Origin of the sequence: Pseudomonas sp. P7548, assembly GCF_013386585.1 — a bacterium.
Lineage (GTDB): Bacteria > Pseudomonadota > Gammaproteobacteria > Pseudomonadales > Pseudomonadaceae > Aquipseudomonas.
Genome location: NZ_JACARO010000033.1, coordinates 6782 through 24034 on the forward strand (window position 1 = coordinate 6782; position 17253 = coordinate 24034).

16 protein-coding genes and 1 pseudogene are annotated in these 17253 nt (G+C 63.3%); 12 read left to right on the top strand and 5 right to left on the bottom strand.

Features of this window, described 5'->3' with window-relative positions; genetic code table 11:
* Positions 1–101: 101 nt before the first annotated feature.
* Positions 102–1031: a DMT family transporter gene (locus HX803_RS13645; protein ID WP_178921248.1), complete on the bottom strand. Its 930-nt coding sequence runs from the start codon at positions 1029–1031 to the stop codon at positions 102–104.
* Between the two features lie 92 nt (positions 1032–1123).
* Between HX803_RS13645 and HX803_RS13650 the strand changes: the two genes are divergently transcribed.
* From HX803_RS13650 to HX803_RS13700, 11 genes are all read left to right on the top strand, one after another.
* A complete protein-coding gene (locus HX803_RS13650) occupies positions 1124–1687 on the top strand; it encodes an XRE family transcriptional regulator (RefSeq protein WP_178921250.1) in 564 nt (187 codons plus the stop codon).
* A 155-nt stretch (positions 1688–1842) separates the two neighbouring features.
* Positions 1843–3039: an SfnB family sulfur acquisition oxidoreductase gene (locus tag HX803_RS13655; RefSeq protein WP_178921251.1), complete on the top strand. Its 1197-nt coding sequence runs from the start codon at positions 1843–1845 to the stop codon at positions 3037–3039.
* Between the two features lie 9 nt (positions 3040–3048).
* Positions 3049–3375, top strand: coding sequence for an acyl-CoA dehydrogenase (locus HX803_RS13660; RefSeq protein ID WP_178921253.1), 327 nt, complete (start codon positions 3049–3051; stop codon positions 3373–3375).
* Positions 3375–4790, top strand: a complete 1416-nt coding sequence (locus tag HX803_RS13665) for an LLM class flavin-dependent oxidoreductase (RefSeq protein ID WP_178921255.1) — start codon at positions 3375–3377, stop codon at positions 4788–4790. Before HX803_RS13660 ends, HX803_RS13665 begins: the two co-directional genes overlap by 1 nt.
* Positions 4791–4922: 132 nt before the next feature.
* Positions 4923–5825: an AMP-binding protein gene (locus tag HX803_RS13670; RefSeq protein WP_178921257.1), complete on the top strand. Its 903-nt coding sequence runs from the start codon at positions 4923–4925 to the stop codon at positions 5823–5825.
* Positions 5822–6595 (top strand): ABC transporter ATP-binding protein, encoded by a 774-nt coding sequence (locus HX803_RS13675; RefSeq protein WP_178921259.1) that lies wholly within the window; start codon positions 5822–5824, stop codon positions 6593–6595. The genes HX803_RS13670 and HX803_RS13675 overlap by 4 nt, the downstream gene beginning before the upstream one ends.
* A complete protein-coding gene (locus HX803_RS13680; protein ID WP_178921261.1) occupies positions 6592–7473 on the top strand; it encodes a branched-chain amino acid ABC transporter permease in 882 nt (293 codons plus the stop codon). The genes HX803_RS13675 and HX803_RS13680 overlap by 4 nt, the downstream gene beginning before the upstream one ends.
* 4 nt (positions 7474–7477) lie before the next feature.
* Entirely contained in the window at positions 7478–8527 is a 1050-nt protein-coding gene (locus tag HX803_RS13685) for a branched-chain amino acid ABC transporter permease (protein ID WP_178921263.1), read from the top strand.
* A gap of 17 nt (positions 8528–8544) precedes the next feature.
* Positions 8545–9885 (top strand): ABC transporter substrate-binding protein, encoded by a 1341-nt coding sequence (locus HX803_RS13690; RefSeq protein ID WP_178921265.1) that lies wholly within the window; start codon positions 8545–8547, stop codon positions 9883–9885.
* Positions 9886–9888: 3 nt separating this feature from the next.
* On the top strand, positions 9889–10656 hold the full coding sequence (locus HX803_RS13695) for an ABC transporter ATP-binding protein (RefSeq protein ID WP_178921267.1): 768 nt from the start codon (positions 9889–9891) through the stop codon (positions 10654–10656).
* 12 nt (positions 10657–10668) lie between these two features.
* Positions 10669–12063, top strand: coding sequence for an FAD/NAD(P)-binding protein (locus HX803_RS13700; protein WP_178921269.1), 1395 nt, complete (start codon positions 10669–10671; stop codon positions 12061–12063).
* Between the two features lie 103 nt (positions 12064–12166).
* Here the strand turns inward: HX803_RS13700 and HX803_RS13705 are convergent, their stop codons facing one another.
* The 4 genes from HX803_RS13705 to HX803_RS13720 are packed head-to-tail and all read right to left on the bottom strand — an operon-like array spanning position 12167 to position 16787.
* Positions 12167–13420: an efflux RND transporter periplasmic adaptor subunit gene (locus tag HX803_RS13705; RefSeq protein WP_178921271.1), complete on the bottom strand. Its 1254-nt coding sequence runs from the start codon at positions 13418–13420 to the stop codon at positions 12167–12169.
* On the bottom strand, positions 13410–14891 hold the full coding sequence (locus HX803_RS13710) for a TolC family protein (RefSeq protein WP_178921273.1): 1482 nt from the start codon (positions 14889–14891) through the stop codon (positions 13410–13412). The genes HX803_RS13705 and HX803_RS13710 overlap by 11 nt, the downstream gene beginning before the upstream one ends.
* Entirely contained in the window at positions 14884–16083 is a 1200-nt protein-coding gene (locus HX803_RS13715; protein ID WP_178921275.1) for an ABC transporter permease, read from the bottom strand. Before HX803_RS13715 ends, HX803_RS13710 begins: the two co-directional genes overlap by 8 nt.
* Positions 16080–16787: an ABC transporter ATP-binding protein gene (locus tag HX803_RS13720; RefSeq protein ID WP_178921277.1), complete on the bottom strand. Its 708-nt coding sequence runs from the start codon at positions 16785–16787 to the stop codon at positions 16080–16082. Before HX803_RS13720 ends, HX803_RS13715 begins: the two co-directional genes overlap by 4 nt.
* A gap of 358 nt (positions 16788–17145) precedes the next feature.
* Here HX803_RS13720 and HX803_RS32730 point away from each other — a divergent pair.
* A pseudogene (locus tag HX803_RS32730) lies at positions 17146–17253 on the top strand (TetR/AcrR family transcriptional regulator); the annotation flags it as partial.

Consider the following 17253-nt stretch of genomic DNA (forward strand, 5'->3'; position numbering starts at 1 on the left):
GCGTGGTTGACGGGGCGCCTTGGATCAAGATCAAGATCAAGGTCAAGGTCAAGGTCAAGGTCAAAAGCAAAGCAGATCAAAAGCCGGGTGTTCGGTGGGCCTTAACCGATGCGTTCCTGCTCCAACGCATCCTCTCGCTCTGCCGCCCTCTGCCCCTTGGTCTTCATCTCGCTCACAATCACCGCTGCCACAATCAACGCCGCACCCAGCATTGCTATCGGCGGGAAGCGCTCACCGGCAATTCGCCCAACCACGCCTGCCCACACGGGCTCACCGGCATAGATCAACGTGGCTCGGGTCGGTGAAACGCTTTGCTGCGCCCAGTTCATCGCGACCTGGATCACCGCACTGGTCAGGCCCAGGCCCACGGCACTGAACAGCAGCAACCACGAGAACCCCGGCAACGCCTCGCCCATCGGCACCACCATCATGAATGACAGCACCGACGCGGTGGCGAGTTGCACCACGGTCACCCGGCGCACGTCTACCTGGCCGGCAAAGGCGCCGATCAGGATGATTTCAGCGGCAATCGCCACCGCGCCGATCAGCGTGGCGATCTCGCCGGGGCTGAAATTCAGCGAAGCGCCCGCAGGCCCGGTCAGCAGCATCAGCCCGGTAAACGCCAGCATGATGCCAATGCTCGGCATCAAGCCCGGGCGACGGCCCAGCACCACCCATTGCAGCAGCGGTACAAACGGGACATATAAAGCGGTGATAAACGCCGACTGGCTGCTGAGGATCGTCTGCAAACCGATGGTTTGCAGCCCGTAGCCAAACATGATCGCCACGCCGATAAACACCCCGGCCTTCAACTCGAACACGGTCAGGTCACGCAACGTGCGTAGGGAAAAGAAGCCCACCACAATCGCCGCCGCCGCAAATCGCAGGCCCACGAAAAACATCGGGCCGCTGACGGTCATTGCATGCTGCACCAGCAAAAACGTGCCGCCCCAGATCATGGTGATCACCACCAGGATGCATTCGGCTTTACTGAAACGGTTGAAACGAGGTGAGGCGTTCGGCGTGGTCATGGCGGCTCGGTCTTGCAAGGGAAAGGCACGGACCGCACAATGCGCCGCACGCTGGGCAGTATACTGCGCACACCCACCCATTGAGCAATATAGTGCACAAAGAAAATCCACAACGGGCCTCGGTCCTGCAGCACGTCAGCCAGAACGTTCGTCGCCTGCGCCATGCTGCTGACTTGAGCCAGACCGCGCTTTCGGAAAAGTCCGGGGTCAGCCGGCGCATGCTGGTGGCCATCGAGGCGGGGGAGAAGAACGTCAGCCTGTCCACCCTCGACCGCGTGGCCGAAGCGTTGGACGTGGCGTTCAGCGACCTGATCCAGGCGCCGGACGCCCCCGATCACAGCCGCATCAACGAACTGGCCTGGGCCGGTGAAATCCCCGGGAGCAAGGCGGTGTTGCTGGCCAAAGCCACGGCGCGGCGCGAGGTCGAGTTGTGGGAGATGCACCTGGAACCCGGCGATCGCTACAGCCCCGACCCCGACCCGGAGGGCTGGAGCGTGCAATTGTTTGTGTTCGAAGGTTGTCTCACCTTGTTGGTGGGCGATGAAGACAAATGCGTCGCCGCCGGTGAGTTCTACATGTTCGCCAGCCGTCATGTGCACGGCTATCGCAACGACGGCGACGTGCCGGTGCGTTTCGTGCGCAATGTGGTGATCTAACTGTTTGCCGGGCAACAGTGGATGGACACTTTGCTGGTTTGAAACGCCATACAAACACCCGATTAGTCAGCAACTGACTGATTTCATTAGGTTATAAATTCAGGCACGACTCCTGCAATCCTCCAGGTCATCCCATCGGAGCCTGGAGTCGGCCCATGTCAGCCCACCCTCAACACCCTGCCCATATCATCCGCTCGGACGCGGAGGCCATCGAGGTCGCCACCCGCCTGGCCGCGCGTTTCGCCGTCGACGCCAGCGCGCGCGACCGCGAACGCCGCCTGCCGGTGGCCGAGCTTGACGTGTTCTCTGCCAGCGGCTTGTGGGGCATCACCATTCCCAAGGCCTATGGCGGCGCCGAGGTGTCCTATGTGACGGTGGCCGAGGTGATCAAGTTGATCTCCGCTGCCGACCCGTCCTTGGGGCAGATTCCGCAGAACCACCTGGGTGTGGTCGATATCCTGCTGCAAACCGCCACGGAGGAACAAAAGCAGTATTACTTCGGCAAAGTCCTGCAAGGCTATCGCTTCGGCAACGCCTTTTCCGAAGCCAAGAGCAAAAACGCCGGCACCTTCGACACGCAGATTCGCTTCCACGGCGATACCGCGCAAATCAACGGCGAGAAGTTCTACTGCACCGGCGCGCTGTTCGCTCATATCGTGCCCACGGTCGGCAACAACGAAAAGGATCAGGCCTTTATCGCGTTCATCGAGCGTGATGCCCAAGGCTTGAACGTGATCGACAGCTGGGACGGTTTCGGCCAGCGCACCACCGCCAGCGGCGGTGTCACCCTCGACGGCGTGACCGTGCCGCGCAGCGCGGTGATCCCGGCTCACCTGGCCTTCGATCAGCCAACGGCCAACGGCCCGATTTCACAGATCATCCAGGCGGCGGTGGATACTGGCATCGCCGTCGGTGCCCTTGAACAGGCGAAGATCTATGCCCGCCAGGCGCGGCCCTGGATCGACAGCCAGCAGGATCACGGCTGGCAAGACCCGTTCACCATCGCCGCCATCGGCGATTTGCAATGGCGCGTACACGGCACCGAAGCCATCCTCGCCAAAGCGGGCCTGGCCGTAGACCGCGCCCTCGCTGAACCCAGTGAAGACAGCGTGGCCCAGGCCTCGTTGGTGGTCGCCCAGGCCAAGGTGCTGTCGGCCGAAACCGCCTTGCTCGCCAGCAGCAAACTCTTCGAACTGGCCGGTACCCGCTCGGTCACCGGCAAGCACAACCTTGACCGTTTCTGGCGCAACGCCCGCACCCACACCCTGCACGACCCGGCGCGCTGGAAATATCACCTGATCGGCAATTTCGTGCTCAACGGCGTGAAGCCTGCGCGCCACGCCTGGAACTGAGGACTCCCTATGACCGCATTGAACCTTGCGCGCCAGTTGCTGGACAGCACCCGCCGCCACGTTGAAAAAAGCGACGACCCCTACGTGATCAGCCGTTTCGGCGACTTGCAGATCCGCGTCGACGTGGCCGCCGCGCTGCTGGACCGCGCCGAAACCCACCCTAGCCCCGTCGCGGCCACCGAAGCGCAGATCGCTGCCGCCGAAGCACTGATTGCCGCCAGCAACGCCGAATTCGAACTGACCGGCCAACGCACCGCGCTGCCGTCGAGCCTTGATGATCCCTTGCGTGCCAAATACCGGATCGTCGGCAACTACTACCTCAACGGAGTGCTTTGATGGCCCGTGAAATCCGCTTGAATGCCTTCGACATGAACTGCGTCGGCCACCAATCCCCCGGCCTGTGGGCGCACCCCCGTGACCGCTCGTGGCAGTACAAGGACCTGGAATACTGGACCGATCTGGCCAAGATCCTCGAGCGTGGCAAGTTCGATGGCCTGTTCATCGCCGACGTGCTCGGCATCTACGACGTGTACAACGGCAATGGCGACGCGGCGATTCGGCAGGCGGCGCAGGTGCCGGTCAATGACCCGCTGTCCCTGATCGCGCCGATGGCGCTGGTCACCGAGCACTTGGGGTTCGGCCTGACCGCTTCGCTGTCGTTCGAACACCCGTACCCGTTTGCACGTCGCCTCTCGACCCTGGATCACCTGACCAAGGGCCGCATCGGCTGGAACATCGTCACCTCCTACCTGGAAAGCGGCGCCAAGAACCTCGGCCAGAAAGCCCAGACCGAACACGACGCGCGCTACGACTACGCCGAGGAATACCTGGAGGTTTGCTACAAGCTCTGGGAAGGCAGTTGGGAGGAGGGCGCGGTGTTGCGTGACCGCGAACGGCGGATCTTCAGCGACCCGAGCAAGATCCACGAAATCCGCCACGTCGGTAAACACTTCCAGGTGCCCGGCATTCACCTGTGCGAGCCGTCGCCCCAACGCACACCGGTGCTCTACCAGGCGGGCGCGTCCAGCCGTGGCAAGCAGTTCGCCGCCGAGCAGGCCGAATGCGTATTCGTTGCCGCGCCGTCCAAGGTGCTGCTGAAAAAGACCGTCGCCGACATCCGCCGTCGGGCGGCCGAGGCCGGGCGTGATCCGAAAAAAATCCTGATCTTCAACCTGCAGACCGTGATCGTCGGCGAGACCGACGCCAAGGCCAAGGCCAAGTTCGACGAATACAAATCCTACGTCAGCTATGAAGGTGCCATGGCGCTGATCTCTGGCTGGACCGGCATCGACTTCAGCCAGTTCAAGCCCGACGAGCCGCTCAAGCACGTGCACACCAACGCCATTCAATCGGCGGTGGAAGCCTTCTCCACGGCGGACCCGAACAAGGTCTGGACGCCGAACGAACTGGCCGATTGGGTAGGCATTGGCGGCTTTGGCCCGTTGTTTGTGGGCGGCCCTGAGACCGTGGCGGACCTGTTGCAGGAGTGGGTGGAAGACACCGACGTGGACGGCTTCAACCTGGCCTACGCGCTGACCCACGAAACCTTCATCGACGCTGTGGACCTGCTCGTGCCGGAGCTGCAGAAACGCGGGGTGTACAAGACCGAGTATGCCCAGGGCACCTTGCGCGAAAAGCTGTTTGGCGACGGTGCACGGTTGGGCGCGAACCATCCGGGCGCCAGCTACCGCAACCTATCGAACCTACACAAAACCAATGTGGGAGCGGGCTTGCTCGCGAATGCGGACTGACATTCACCCTTTGTGTCGACTGACCCAACGCTTTCGCGAGCAAGCCCGCTCCCACATTTTGATCTTCATTGTTTGATCGATCCCGGCCAGCGGACCACCGCACGCACATAACCCCAATAGGAGAACCTCCCTATGAGCGTGCACGAACTCAAACGCCCGCTGGCTGTGGAATGGCCCGCTGAACTGCTCGGCCACCTGCCCAAGGCCCTGGAACAACTGCATCACTGGGCGCAGATCACACCGTTGCACACGGCCCTGCGCCACAAGCGCCAGGGCCAGTGGTATGCCTGGCGCTGGATCGACGCTTTGCGCGATGTAGAGCGCCTGGCCGATGGCCTGCGTCAACAGGGCTTCAGCGACCAGTCGCGCCTGGCCTTGAGCGGTGCGTTCGAACCCAATCTGTTGCTGCTGGCCCTGGCCGCGCAATCCATCGGCGGGCAGGTGTTGACCCTGGCCGACAACCTCGACCCCGAGGCGCTGCAACAGCACCTGTGGCGCATCCGTCCCACCCATTCCTTCACCCAGGACCGCCAGCAAGTGCGGCATTGGCAGTCCGCCAACCTGCTGGCGTTCGCCCAGTTGCTCGGCCCGGTGGACCCTGCGCAACACCTCGCACGCTGGTGGCAACCCACCGGTGAAACCGCGTTGTGGAGTGAAGAGGGCACCCATTGGCAGGGCGGCCTGGCGGTGTTGCTGGAGCAATGGCTCAACAGCGGTCACGGCCTGGCGTTTCCGGAAAGCCTGGCCTCGGCGCAGCGCGATCGCCGCGAAGTCGCCCCCACCGGCTTGCTGTTGTCGGCCGAACGCCTGCAACACCTGGCCGATGAAATCGAACACCGCCTGGCCCCCCACGGCACCTGGCGCCGACGGTTGTGCGACTGGGCCATTGCCCACCCCCAGAGCGGCCTGCGCCGGTTGCTGAAAAACCGCGTGCGCAAGCTGCTCGGTTTCCAGCGCCTGGCTTATATCTGGCAACCCCTCAAAACCACCCCCGAGCCCGCTTGGCTGGCCGAATTCAAACGGGACATCGCATGAGCCACGCCATCCTCCAGGTGCGGGATATCTCGCTGTCGTTCAAAGGGGTCAAGGCCATCAATGCCTTGTCCTTCGAGGTCGCACGCGGGGAAATCTGCGCGCTGATCGGGCCCAACGGCGCGGGCAAAAGCTCGCTGCTCAATGTGCTCAACGGCGTGTACCGCTTTGACACCGGCCAGATCGTGTTCGAAGACCAGCATTTCCACCGCATCGACCCACTGGGCGCCGCGCGCCGGGGCATCGGCCGCACGTTCCAGAACAACGCGCTGTTCAAGAAGATGAGCGTGATCGACAACATCCTCACCGGCCTGTCGCGACACATGCGCAGCCGTTTTATCGAACAGGCCCTGGGCCTGCCACGCGCACGTCGTGAGGCCGAAGCCTTCCGCCTACGCGCCCAGGGCATCCTCGAATTCCTTGAGCTGCAAGCCCACCGCGATGTGCTGGTGGGCAACCTCTCTTACGGCCTGCAAAAACGTGTGGAGTTGGGCCGGGCGCTGATCGCCGGGCCCAGCCTGTTGCTGCTGGATGAGCCGATGGCTGGGATGAATGCCGAAGAGAAACAGGAAATGGCGCGCTTCGTCGCCGACGTGAACCGCGACCTCGGCACCACCGTGGTGTTGATCGAACACGACATGGGCGTGGTGATGGGCCTGTCCGACCACGTGGTGGTACTCGACTACGGGCGCAAGGTCGGCGACGGTACGCCCGCCGACGTCCAGGCCAACCCCGACGTGATCGCGGCTTATCTGGGGACGGTGCACGCATGACCTTCTTCTTTGAAACCCTGCTCGGCGGCCTGCTCGCCGGCACCATGTACTCCCTGGTCGCCATCGGTTTTGTACTGATCTACAAGGCCAGCGGCGTGTTCAATTTTGCCCAGGGCTCGATGCTGCTGTTTGCGGCCCTGACGTTCGTGAGCCTGCACGATCAGGGTGTGCCGTTTGCCTTGGCATTGCTGCTGACCGTGATCGTGATGATCGTCGGCGCCTTGCTGATCGAGCGCCTGGTGTTGCGGCCGCTGGTGAACCGTTCGCAGATCACCCTGTTCATGGCCACGCTGGGCCTCTCGTTCATCATCGAAGGCCTGGCCCAAGGCTTGATGGGCTCGCAGGTACGCGCCCTGGACCTGGGCATCGACGACGTGCCGTTGTTTGTCGGCCCGCTGATGCTCAGCCAGTTCGACCTGATGGCCGCCGCAGCGGCGGTGGTGCTGGTGACGGTACTGGCGCTGCTGTTCAACAAGACCCGCATCGGCGTGTCGCTGCGCGCCGTGGCGGATGACACCACGGCGGCGTTGTCCATCGGTATCAACCTCAACCGCATCTGGCAGATCGTCTGGGCGGTGGCTGGCATCGTCGGGCTGGTGGCCGGGCTGCTCTGGGGCGCGCGCCAGGGCGTGCAGTTTTCGTTGTCGCTGGTGGTGCTCAAGGCCTTGCCGGTGCTGATCATCGGCGGCTTCACCTCGATTGGCGGGGCGATTGTCGGCGGGTTGATCGTGGGCGCGGCAGAGAACCTGGCCGAGGTGTACATCGGCCCGTTGATCGGCGGCGGCATCACCCCGTGGTTCGCCTACGTGCTGGCCCTGGCTTTCCTGTACATCCGTCCCGCCGGCCTGTTCGGCGAGCGCGCCATCGAGCGAGTCTGAAACCATGTCGATTCCTGTTGTTCAAGAAACCGCGCCATTGCTGCTGATCCAGCGGCGCGTGCCCTGGAGCCTGCTGGGACTGTTGGCGCTGGCGTTTGGCGTGGTGCCGCTGTGGGGCAATGACTACTGGCTCAATGCGATCCTGATCCCGTTCCTGGTGTTGTCCCTGGCCGGGTTGGGCCTGAACCTGCTGACCGGCTACACCGGGCAAACCTCGGTGGGCGCTGCCGGTTTCATGGCCGTCGGCGCGTTTGCCACCTATGGGTTCTTGCTGCGCCTGCCGGAACTGGGCTTGCCGGTGGCGCTGCTCGGTGGTGGGGTCATCAGTGCGTTGGTCGGGCTGTTGTTCGGCTTGCCCAGCTCGCGGATCAAGGGCTTCTACCTGATGGTCACCACCCTGGCCGCGCAGTTTTTCCTGGAGTGGCTGTTCGTCAAGTTCCCCTGGTTCTACAACTACGGCTCGTCGGGCACCATTTCTGCGCCGAAACTCTCCTTGTTCGGCCAAGACCTCAACACACCGCTGGGCCGCTACCTGCTGACCCTGGTGACGGTGCTGGTGCTGACCTGGACCGCCGTCAACCTGGTGCGCAGCCAGGTGGGGCGCAACTGGATGGCGATCCGAGACATGGACACCGCCGCTGCCGTGGTCGGCATTCCGGTCGCGCGCTACAAGCGCCTGGCGTTTGCCGTCAGTTCGTTCTACCTCGGCATCGCCGGCGCGCTGTGGGCCTTCGCCTACCTGGGCACGGCCAGCGCCAGCAGCTTCGATATCAACCGGTCATTCCAGATCCTGTTCATCATCATTATCGGCGGCATGGGCAGCATCGCCGGCAACTTTGTCGGCGCGGCCTTCATCAGCCTGTTGCCGATCTTTCTCAGCCATGCCGGGCAGGCGCTGTTCGGTGGGGCGGTGGACGCAGGGCAATTGCAGAACCTGCAGAAAATCATCTTTGGCGTGTTGATCATCGTGTTCCTCATCAAGGAACCCGAGGGCTTGATTCGCCTGTTGCACAACCTTCGCGACCGGCTACGTCAGTGGCCCCTACGTTTTTGACCCATAAGAGAACTCTCATGCGTGCATCCTTGAAACGATCCCTGGTCGGCGCTGCATTCGCGCTGGCTGCTTTGGCGGGTGCTGTCCCTCAGGCAATCGCCTCGCCGGACCAGCAATTCATTCCCCTGGCCACCTACCGCGTCGGCGCCTACGCCTCCAGCGGCGTGCAGGTGTGGGCCGGCATGATCGACTACCTGCGCTACATCAACGAGGTCGAAGGCGGCATCAACGGCGTGAAACTGGTGTGGCAGGAATGCGAGACCGAGTGGACGGCAGAGAAGGGCATCGAGTGCTATGAGCGCTTCAAGAATGGCCTGGATGGCGCGCCGGTCGCGGTGTACCAGCCCAACGGCGCGCCGGCGGCCTATGCCTTGAGCGAGCGGGCCGAAGTGGACAAGATCCCGCTGATCACCCTCGGCTATGGCCGCACCGAAGCCACCGACGGCACCGTATTCCCCTATAACTTCCCGGTGATGCTGACCTTCTACAGCGAGGCCTCCACCCTGGTGAACTACATTGCCCAGCGCGAGGGCGGTTTCGACAAGCTCAAGGGCAAGAAGATCGCCACGGTCTACCACGACTCGGCCTACGGTCGCGAAACCCTCGGCCCGCTGAAATTGCTCGCTGAGAAATACGGTTTCGAGAACATCCAGATTCCGGTGGCCGACCCGGGCAACGAGCAATCCGCGCAATGGCGCCAGGTACGCCAGGCCAACCCGGACTGGGTTTTCCTGCGTACCTGGGGCGTATCCACCCCGGTGGCGGTGAAGACTGCGGCACGCTTTGGTTTCCCGGTGGACCACATCATCGGCGATATCTGGGCCAGTTCCAGCGAGGACGTGTTGCCCGCCGGCGCCGCCGCCAAAGGCTACCTGGCGCTCACGCCATACCCGGCCGGTGCCGACTTCGAGATCCACAAGCGCCTCAAGCAATACATCCTCGACAAGGGCCACAGCGACCTCAAGGACCTGAAAAACTTCGGCAGCGTCTACTACAACTCCGGCCTGGTGAATGCCGCCGTGGCGGTGGAAGCGATCCGCACCGCCCAAGCCAAGTTCGGCAAGCGCCCGCTCAATGGCGAAGAAGGCCGTTGGGGTCTGGAACACTTGAATATCGACGACGCACGCCTCAAGGCCATGGGCTACTTCGGCCTGATGCAGAACCTCAAGCTGTCGTGCCGTGACCACGAAGGTGGCGGTTCGGCGCGGGTGCAGCAGTGGGACGGTGCCCACTGGACGCTGATCAGCGACTGGATCGCCGCCGACCGCGCGTTGCTGCGCCCACTGATCGATGAAAAGTCCGCCGCGTTCGCCAAGGAAAAAGGCCTGACGCCGCGCACCTGCACCGGGGATGAATAAACCATGAGCCTGCCCGCCATTGAGCTTGGGAGCCCGTCGCTGCTGACGGTCAACGATATCGAAGTGATCTACGACGGCGCGATCCTCGCCGTGGCCGGGGTGTCGCTGCAGGTGCCCAAGGGTGCGATTGTCGCGTTGCTGGGGGCCAATGGCGCAGGCAAGAGCACCACGCTCAAGGCGATCTCGGGGCTGGTGCGCGCTGAGCGCGCCGAAGTCAGCCGAGGTTCCATCGAATACGCTGGCGCCGACCTGGCCGGCATCGACCCCAGCCAGCGCGTGCGCCAGGGCATGGTCCACGTGTTGGAAGGCCGTCATGTCTTCGGCCAACTCACCGTGGAAGACAACCTGCGCAGCGGCGGCTTTGTGCGGCGCCTGAGCCGCAAGGCCATGGAGCAGGACCTGGAGCGAATTTACAGCTGGTTCCCCCGGCTCAAGACCAAGCGCCACACCCGGGCCGGGCTGACCTCCGGAGGCGAGCAACAGATGGTCGCCATTGGCCGTGCGCTGATGACGCGCCCGACGTTGGTGCTGCTCGACGAGCCGTCCATGGGGTTGGCGCCTATGATCGTGCAGGAGATTTTCGAGATTATCGCGCAGCTCAATCGCGAGCAGCAGGTGAGTTTTTTGATCGCCGAACAGAACATCAACGTCGCGCTCACCTATGCGACCCATGGCTACGTGCTGGATACTGGGCGGGTGGCCTTGAGTGGCAGCGCGGCCGAACTGCTGGCGCGGGGCGATGTGCATGATATTTATCTGGGTAAACAGTAAGGGCGAATTTGCATGACTGAATCCATCCGCAACGCTGATGTCCTGATCATCGGCGGCGGGCTGAGCGGCACGATGCTGGCGGTGCAACTGCTGCGCTTGCCTGGCCAACGCCAGATCCTGGTGATCGAGCCGCGCGCCGAACTTGGCCGTGGCGAGGCCTACAGCGCTGTCGAGCTGGGCCACACCCTGAACGGCAATGCGGCGCGCATGAGCGTTGACCCGGACAATGCCGATGACCTGACCCAATGGCTCACCGACTACATCGGCGCCGGTGGCTGGCCGGAGTCGGACCAGCAGCACGTGCCCATCAGCGAACTGTTCCCGCCACGCGGGATTTTCGGCTTGTACGCGCAGCAACGCCTGAGCGAGGCCAAGGCGCTGTCGGCGTCGACGGTCGAGCATGTGCGCGCAGAAGTGGTCGACCTGCAAGTGGATCAAGCCTCTACGTTGCTGACCCTGGACAACGGCCAGCAATTGCGCGGCAACTATGCCGTGTTGGCCACCGGAATGTTCCCGGCGGCGCGCACGCCACAAACCGAATCCAGCGGTTTGAACGCCGCATCGGTCGACCCGTGGGACGTCCAGGCCATGCGCCAGATCGACCCACAGGCGCCCGTGTTGATCATCGGTTCGGGGCTGACCATGGTGGATGCCGTGGTCTCGCTGGAACAGGCCGGGCACCGTGGGCCGATCGAGGTGTTCTCGCGTCATGGGCTGTTGCCCCACGTGCGCCGGCAACCGCCGAGCTGGGTGGATTTTCTCGCCGAGGATCACGGCTTGCGCAGCCCGCTGCAATTGTTGCGCGAAGTGCGCCGCCAGTGCCGCATCGCGATCGCCCAGGGCATCGATTGGCAAGCGCCGTTGGACACAGTACGGGCGCATATCGGTCGCTTGTGGAGCCAGGCCAGCGAACGGGAAAAACGCCAGTTCGTGCGCCATGTGCGGCCGTGGTGGGAGAGCCATCACCACCGCTCGCCGCCGCTGAGCGCTCAGCTGGTGGCGCGCTTGCATGGGGAAGGGCGCCTGCGCATTCAGGCAGCGTCGTACAAAGGGCTGGAAGCGTCGGCCAACGGCGTGACCATTCGCCTGCGCTATCGGGGCGAGCAGGCGTTTACCCAAGTGTCGGGCGCGGCGTTGATCAACTCCAGCGGCATCGAATACGACTGGCGCCGCGTGGCTCGGCCGTTGCCGCAGCAGTTGCTCAAGCGCGGGTTGATCAAGCCTGGGCCATTGGCGTTGGGGATCGCGGCGGACCCATCAGGTGCTGTGGTGGATGCGCAGGGGCAGGTCAGCCAGCGCTTGTTCGCCATGGGCCCACCGCTGCGCGGGATGTGGTGGGAAAGCACAGCGGTCACTGATGTGGCGCTGCAAGCCAAAGCCCTGGCCGCCCGGCTGACACACATCTAAATGTGGGAGCGGGCTTGCTCGCGAATACAGTGTGTCAGTGATGGATGTGTTGACTGACACACCGCATTCGCAGGCAAGCCAGCTCCCACAGGGGATCGGCGTTTCAGCTTCCGATCTTCACGAAGCCGGGTTTTAGGCCGAACACTTCGACGCCTTGGGGTGTGGACTGCCCGGTTGTCACCTTCACCCGCTCAACCGGCTTATCCATCGCCTCCCGATACTCCACTTCACCCCCGTTGATCGCTTGCGCCGGCACCACCATCGCCTGCTCATTGTTGTAGGTGACGATGGTCAACCGCGCACTCATCCCCAGCCGTACCCGCTGCAACTGCTGTGGCGTGAGCTTGGGAATCGACAGGGTCACCGGAAACTGTGCGCTGCCCTGGCTGTCGCCGGCAATCGCCAGGCCACTGACCACGCTGACGGAGCCGGTCAGCCGTTCACCGTCGAACCCGTCGCCCATCACCTCCACCGCCTGGCCCTGGTGCAACTGGTTGATGTCCAGCTCCGAGACTTTGGCGACGATCTTGAGCCGTTCGATATTGGCCAGGCCGAACAGCACCTGACCCTGGCTTACCTTGCTGCCGGCCTGCACGGGTGCATTGTTGTTGCCGCCGCCTTGGGACGAACTGCTATTACCGGGAGCCGGTACCACGATCCCGGAAAACGGCGCCTTGACCTCGCGGCCATCGAGCAGTTTGTGCAGGGCGTCGTATTTCACCGTGGCGTTGGTCAGCTCCATGTCAGCGATCTGACGGTATTCGCCTTTGCCCTGGTCCAGCGCCTGTTGCAGTTCACTGCGTGCCGAGGCCAGGTCCAGTTGCTGCTGTTGGGTTTGTTGCCGCAGGTCGTCCAGCTCATTGCGCGGGATGATGCCGCGCTTGAACAGGTTCTCGCTTTCGGTGAGCCTGCGCTGGTTATTGTCGGCTGTCATTTGCGCCGTGCGCAGGGTGCGGCGCGCGCGGCTGACGATTGTGCCGCTGTCCCAATCCTGCATTTCCTGCACGGTACGCCGGGCCTTGAGTTGGGCGGACAAGGCATCGCGCAGTTGCACTTCGAGGGTCGACGGATCCATGCGCAACAACACCTGGCCGGCCTCCACACGCTGGCCCTGTTCCACCAGGTTGACCTGTACATTGCCGTCGAACGGCGCCGTGAGGGTGATGGTCGTGTCGGGTTCGATCTTGCCCACCAAGCCGATCTGATGCACCAACGGGTCCGGCTTCACCGCCAGCCATTGCTCGGTCGTGCCGGCCGGGTTGGCGGCAGGGCTGCGCAGGCTCAGCACGGCGATGCCCGCACCCGCCAGCAGCACGATCGACACAGCAGCCAGCAGGCGTTTGTTTTTAGTAGTCATTGAGGGCAATTTCCCAACTTTCCAGCGTCATGCCCAGGGTCAAGTCGAGCTGGGTCTGGGCGTTCAGATAAGCGATCAGCGCATTGAGCTGCGCGTTTTCGGCGTTGCGCAAATCGGTCTCGTAGCTCAGCACCTGGAAGTTGGTGGAGCGCCCGGCGCTGAGTTTTTCCCGTTCGATCTGGATCTTGCGCCGCGACAACTCCACCGCACGCTGGGAGATTTCATATTGTCGCCAGCGGGTGCCAAGGTCGCGCACCACGTCGTTGACGCTGCGTTCCAGTTCCTGGCGTGCGTCGGTGATGCGGATCTCCTGGTCCTCCACATTGACCCGCGCACGCACTTCGGCCTGGCGCGTGCTGATGTCGCCGATGGGGATCTGCACCTGCACCCCGGCGTAGCTGTCCCAGGTGCGGTTGTTGGTGTTGCCAGCGTCGTTATTGTAGGCGTCGCGTACCTGGTTGGCGCCGGCCACCAGGTCCACTTGCCAGCGTCCGGAGTCCTTGGCGATCACCAGGTTGAGGTCGGCCTGCTGGCTGCCGAGCAGGGCGGCGAGGTACTCCGGCTGTTGGGTCTGCGCCAGGTTGAAGGCCTGGCGTTTATCGATGACCATCGGCTTGGCCTCCAGGGCTTCGCTGGCGCGGATCGGTGTCGACAGGTCCAGTGCCAGCAAGCGCAGCAGCGCCAGGCGGCTGGTGTCGAGCTGGTTCTGGGCCTCTTCGACACCCAGTTGCTGGGTGGCGATATCGGCTTCGGTCTGCACGATTTCGAACTCGGCCATGCGCCCGGCACTGATCAGCGCCTTGTTCACCTCCAGCAAGGTGTTGGAGCGCTTGAGGGCGTCCTGCACGATGCTCAGTTGTTCCTGGGCGCGCAGCAGTTCGCGGTAGGTGGCGATGATCTGGCTGATGGTCTGCGCCACGGTGGCCTTGAGGTTCAGGCGGTTGGCCTGTTCCGACAGGCGTGACAGGCGCAGCGGCGCGGTGGTGGCGTCCCAGCCGGCGCCGCGCATCAGCGGTTGGATGATCGCCAGGTCCAGGCCATCGCTGCGGTAGCGGCCGGCGCGGTCGGCGTTGTTGAGTTGCTGGGTCCAGGCCATGCTCAGGCGCGTGCCGTACTCGCCGAGCAGGGTGGCGTTCGGCGCCAGGTTGGCGTTGCGTGCGTTGTCCGCCGAGCCGCGGGTGCTGCGGTAATAACTGTTGAGGGTGAGCTTGGGGTTGAACGTGTCTTCGGCCACACGCAGGTCGAACTTCTGCGCCACCCGCTGCAGGTACGCGCTGCGAATCGCCGGGTTGTTGCGCAAGCCCAGGTACACCGCATCGCCCAGGGTCAGGGTGGTGACCTGGGCGTTCAGCGAGACGCCCCGGTCATAGCCGCTGCGGGTGCTGCTGGGGGCCGAAGGGTTGATCACCACGTCGGCGGCCACGCAGGGCAGGCTTGCCAGGGCGAGGGCAAGCAATAGGCCTTTATTCATCGCGCAGGGCCTCCACTGGCTGCAACTTGGAGGCCGAAACCGCCGGGTAGATGCCGAAGAACAAACCCACCAGCAAGGTACTGCCCACCCCCAGGGGCAGGGCGGCTGCGGCCAAGGCAAAGGCCCAGCCCGACATCCACGCATAGAGCCAGGCCGCGGTCATGCCGATCACTGCGCCACACGCTGCGCCCACGGCGGTCAGGGTCACTGCTTCAAGCAGGAACAGGTTGCGGATGTCGCGCTGGCGCGCGCCCAGCGCCATGCGGATACCGATTTCACGGCGGCGCTCCGAGACGTTCATCAGCATCACGTTCATCACCCCTACGCCGCCGCCCACCAGCGAGATAGCCCCCAGGGCCAGCAACAGATAAGCAAAGGTGCGACTTTGCCGTGTCATGCCGTCGATCATTTGCTGGGGTACCTGGATGTCGACCGTGTGGTCGGTGAGTTGGCGCTGCAGGGCAGCGCTGGCGTCGCGGGCGATGCGTTCCATGTCCTGGCCGGGCGTGGCGCGGATGATCACGTTGCCGATCTGCGGCGAGGCGTAGATACGGCGCATGCCCTCGGCGGGGATGAACAGCGATTCGTTGGCTTGTACCGGCATCAATATCGCGCGTGGCTGGCTGTGGAGAATGCCGATCACCAGGAACAGATAGTCGTTGATGCGCACCCGGTCACCCAGTTTGACCGGGTCGCCGGGGACGCCCAGGGCCTGGGCGAGCTGGTCACCGATCACGCCATAGGTTTCATTGGCGTCGAACGCGGACAGGAAACGGCCTTCGCGCACGACAATCCGCATGGCGTCCTTGATGTCCGGTGTTGTCCCGACAAAATTCGCATTGGCGGTGCGGCCATGGAAAACCATGGGCCCGCTGAACAGGGTGAGCGCGCCGATGTGGGCAATGCCCGGTACGGCCTGGCGCACCGCTTCAAGATCGAGGCTGGCGCGCATCGTGGCGGGGCTGTTGCCCTTGGGGGGGAACTGGGCCACCAGGGTGTCGGTGCCCATGTCCTTGAAAATCATTGCCGCGTCGACTGCGGCGTTGTGGCCGATGTTGATCAGGGCCACCACCGAGGAACTGCCGATGACGATGCCCAGCAGTGCCAGGATCGAACGTTTGCCCAAGGTACGCAGGCTGATGAAGGCTTCATGCAGCAACTGGCTGAGGCTTTGTTCGACCCGCAGGCTCATAGGCACCCGGCCTCTTGCACCACGCCATTGCGCACCAGGATCTTGCGGTCCAGGCGTTCGGCGATGTGGGGGTCGTGGGTGACGATGATCAGCGTCACCTGTTGCTCGCGGTTCAGGGCCAGGAGCAGGTCCATGATCTCCTGGGCGGTGGTGCTGTCGAGGTTGCCGGTGGGTTCGTCGGCGAGGATCACCGAGGGCTTGCCCACCAGTGCCCGGGCAATCGCCACGCGTTGGCGCTGGCCGCCAGAGAGGTCGGCGGGGCGGTGGTGGGCGCGTTCGGCCAGGCCGACCTGTTCGAGCATGCGCAGTGCCTGTTCCACCGACTCATGACGTGACACGCCACGGTAGCTCAGGGGCAGGGCGACGTTGTCGAGGGCACTGAGGCGCGGCAGCAGGTTGAAGCTCTGGAACACGAAACCGATCTGCTGGTTGCGGATCGCGGCCAGTTGGTCGGGGCTGGCGCTGAAAATATCGTGCCCGGCAAAGTGATACCTGCCGCAGTTGGGCAGGTCCAGCAGGCCGAGAATGTTGAGCAGGGTGCTTTTGCCGGAGCCGGAGGCACCGAGGATGCCGCAGCTGTCACCTTTGGCGATGGACAGGCACACATCATTGAGAATGGACAGTTCTTGCCCGGCCAGCTGATAACGCTTGCCGATGCCTTGCAGGGAGATCAAGCCTGGGTGCGCGGGGGTATCTGTCATCATGACTACGCCTGCAGTCTCGACGGTGCCGCCATGCCCCCGGAAAATCCTTGTAACAAGTTCGGGAGCTGCCTGGTACGCGTCACGGACTGGTTTTATTTCTTGTTTTTAAAATATTGTTTGAATAGTAACCGCGTTCCAGGCGCTCCGCCAGCCATGGATGTAGAGCGGTTTTACCCTTTGAAATGATTTTTCCAGCGGCCGCTCCAGGGGGCAAAAAAATGCCTCGGCTAGGGGCAATGTGCCCGTTTATACAGGCTTTTAGTAGTATGGCGCAGTGTCACTACTTGCTTTCGAAAGGCCGCCCCGGTATAAAAAATCAAATTATTTTTTAAAACAATATTTCCCACGTGGAACCCCTATGGTCGCGAAGAAACTCAGCGCTCCAAACGTTACCAAGACTCGACTGCTGGATGCGACAGAGGCTCTCTTCATCAAATACGGCTATGACGCCGTCCTGCTCCGGCAG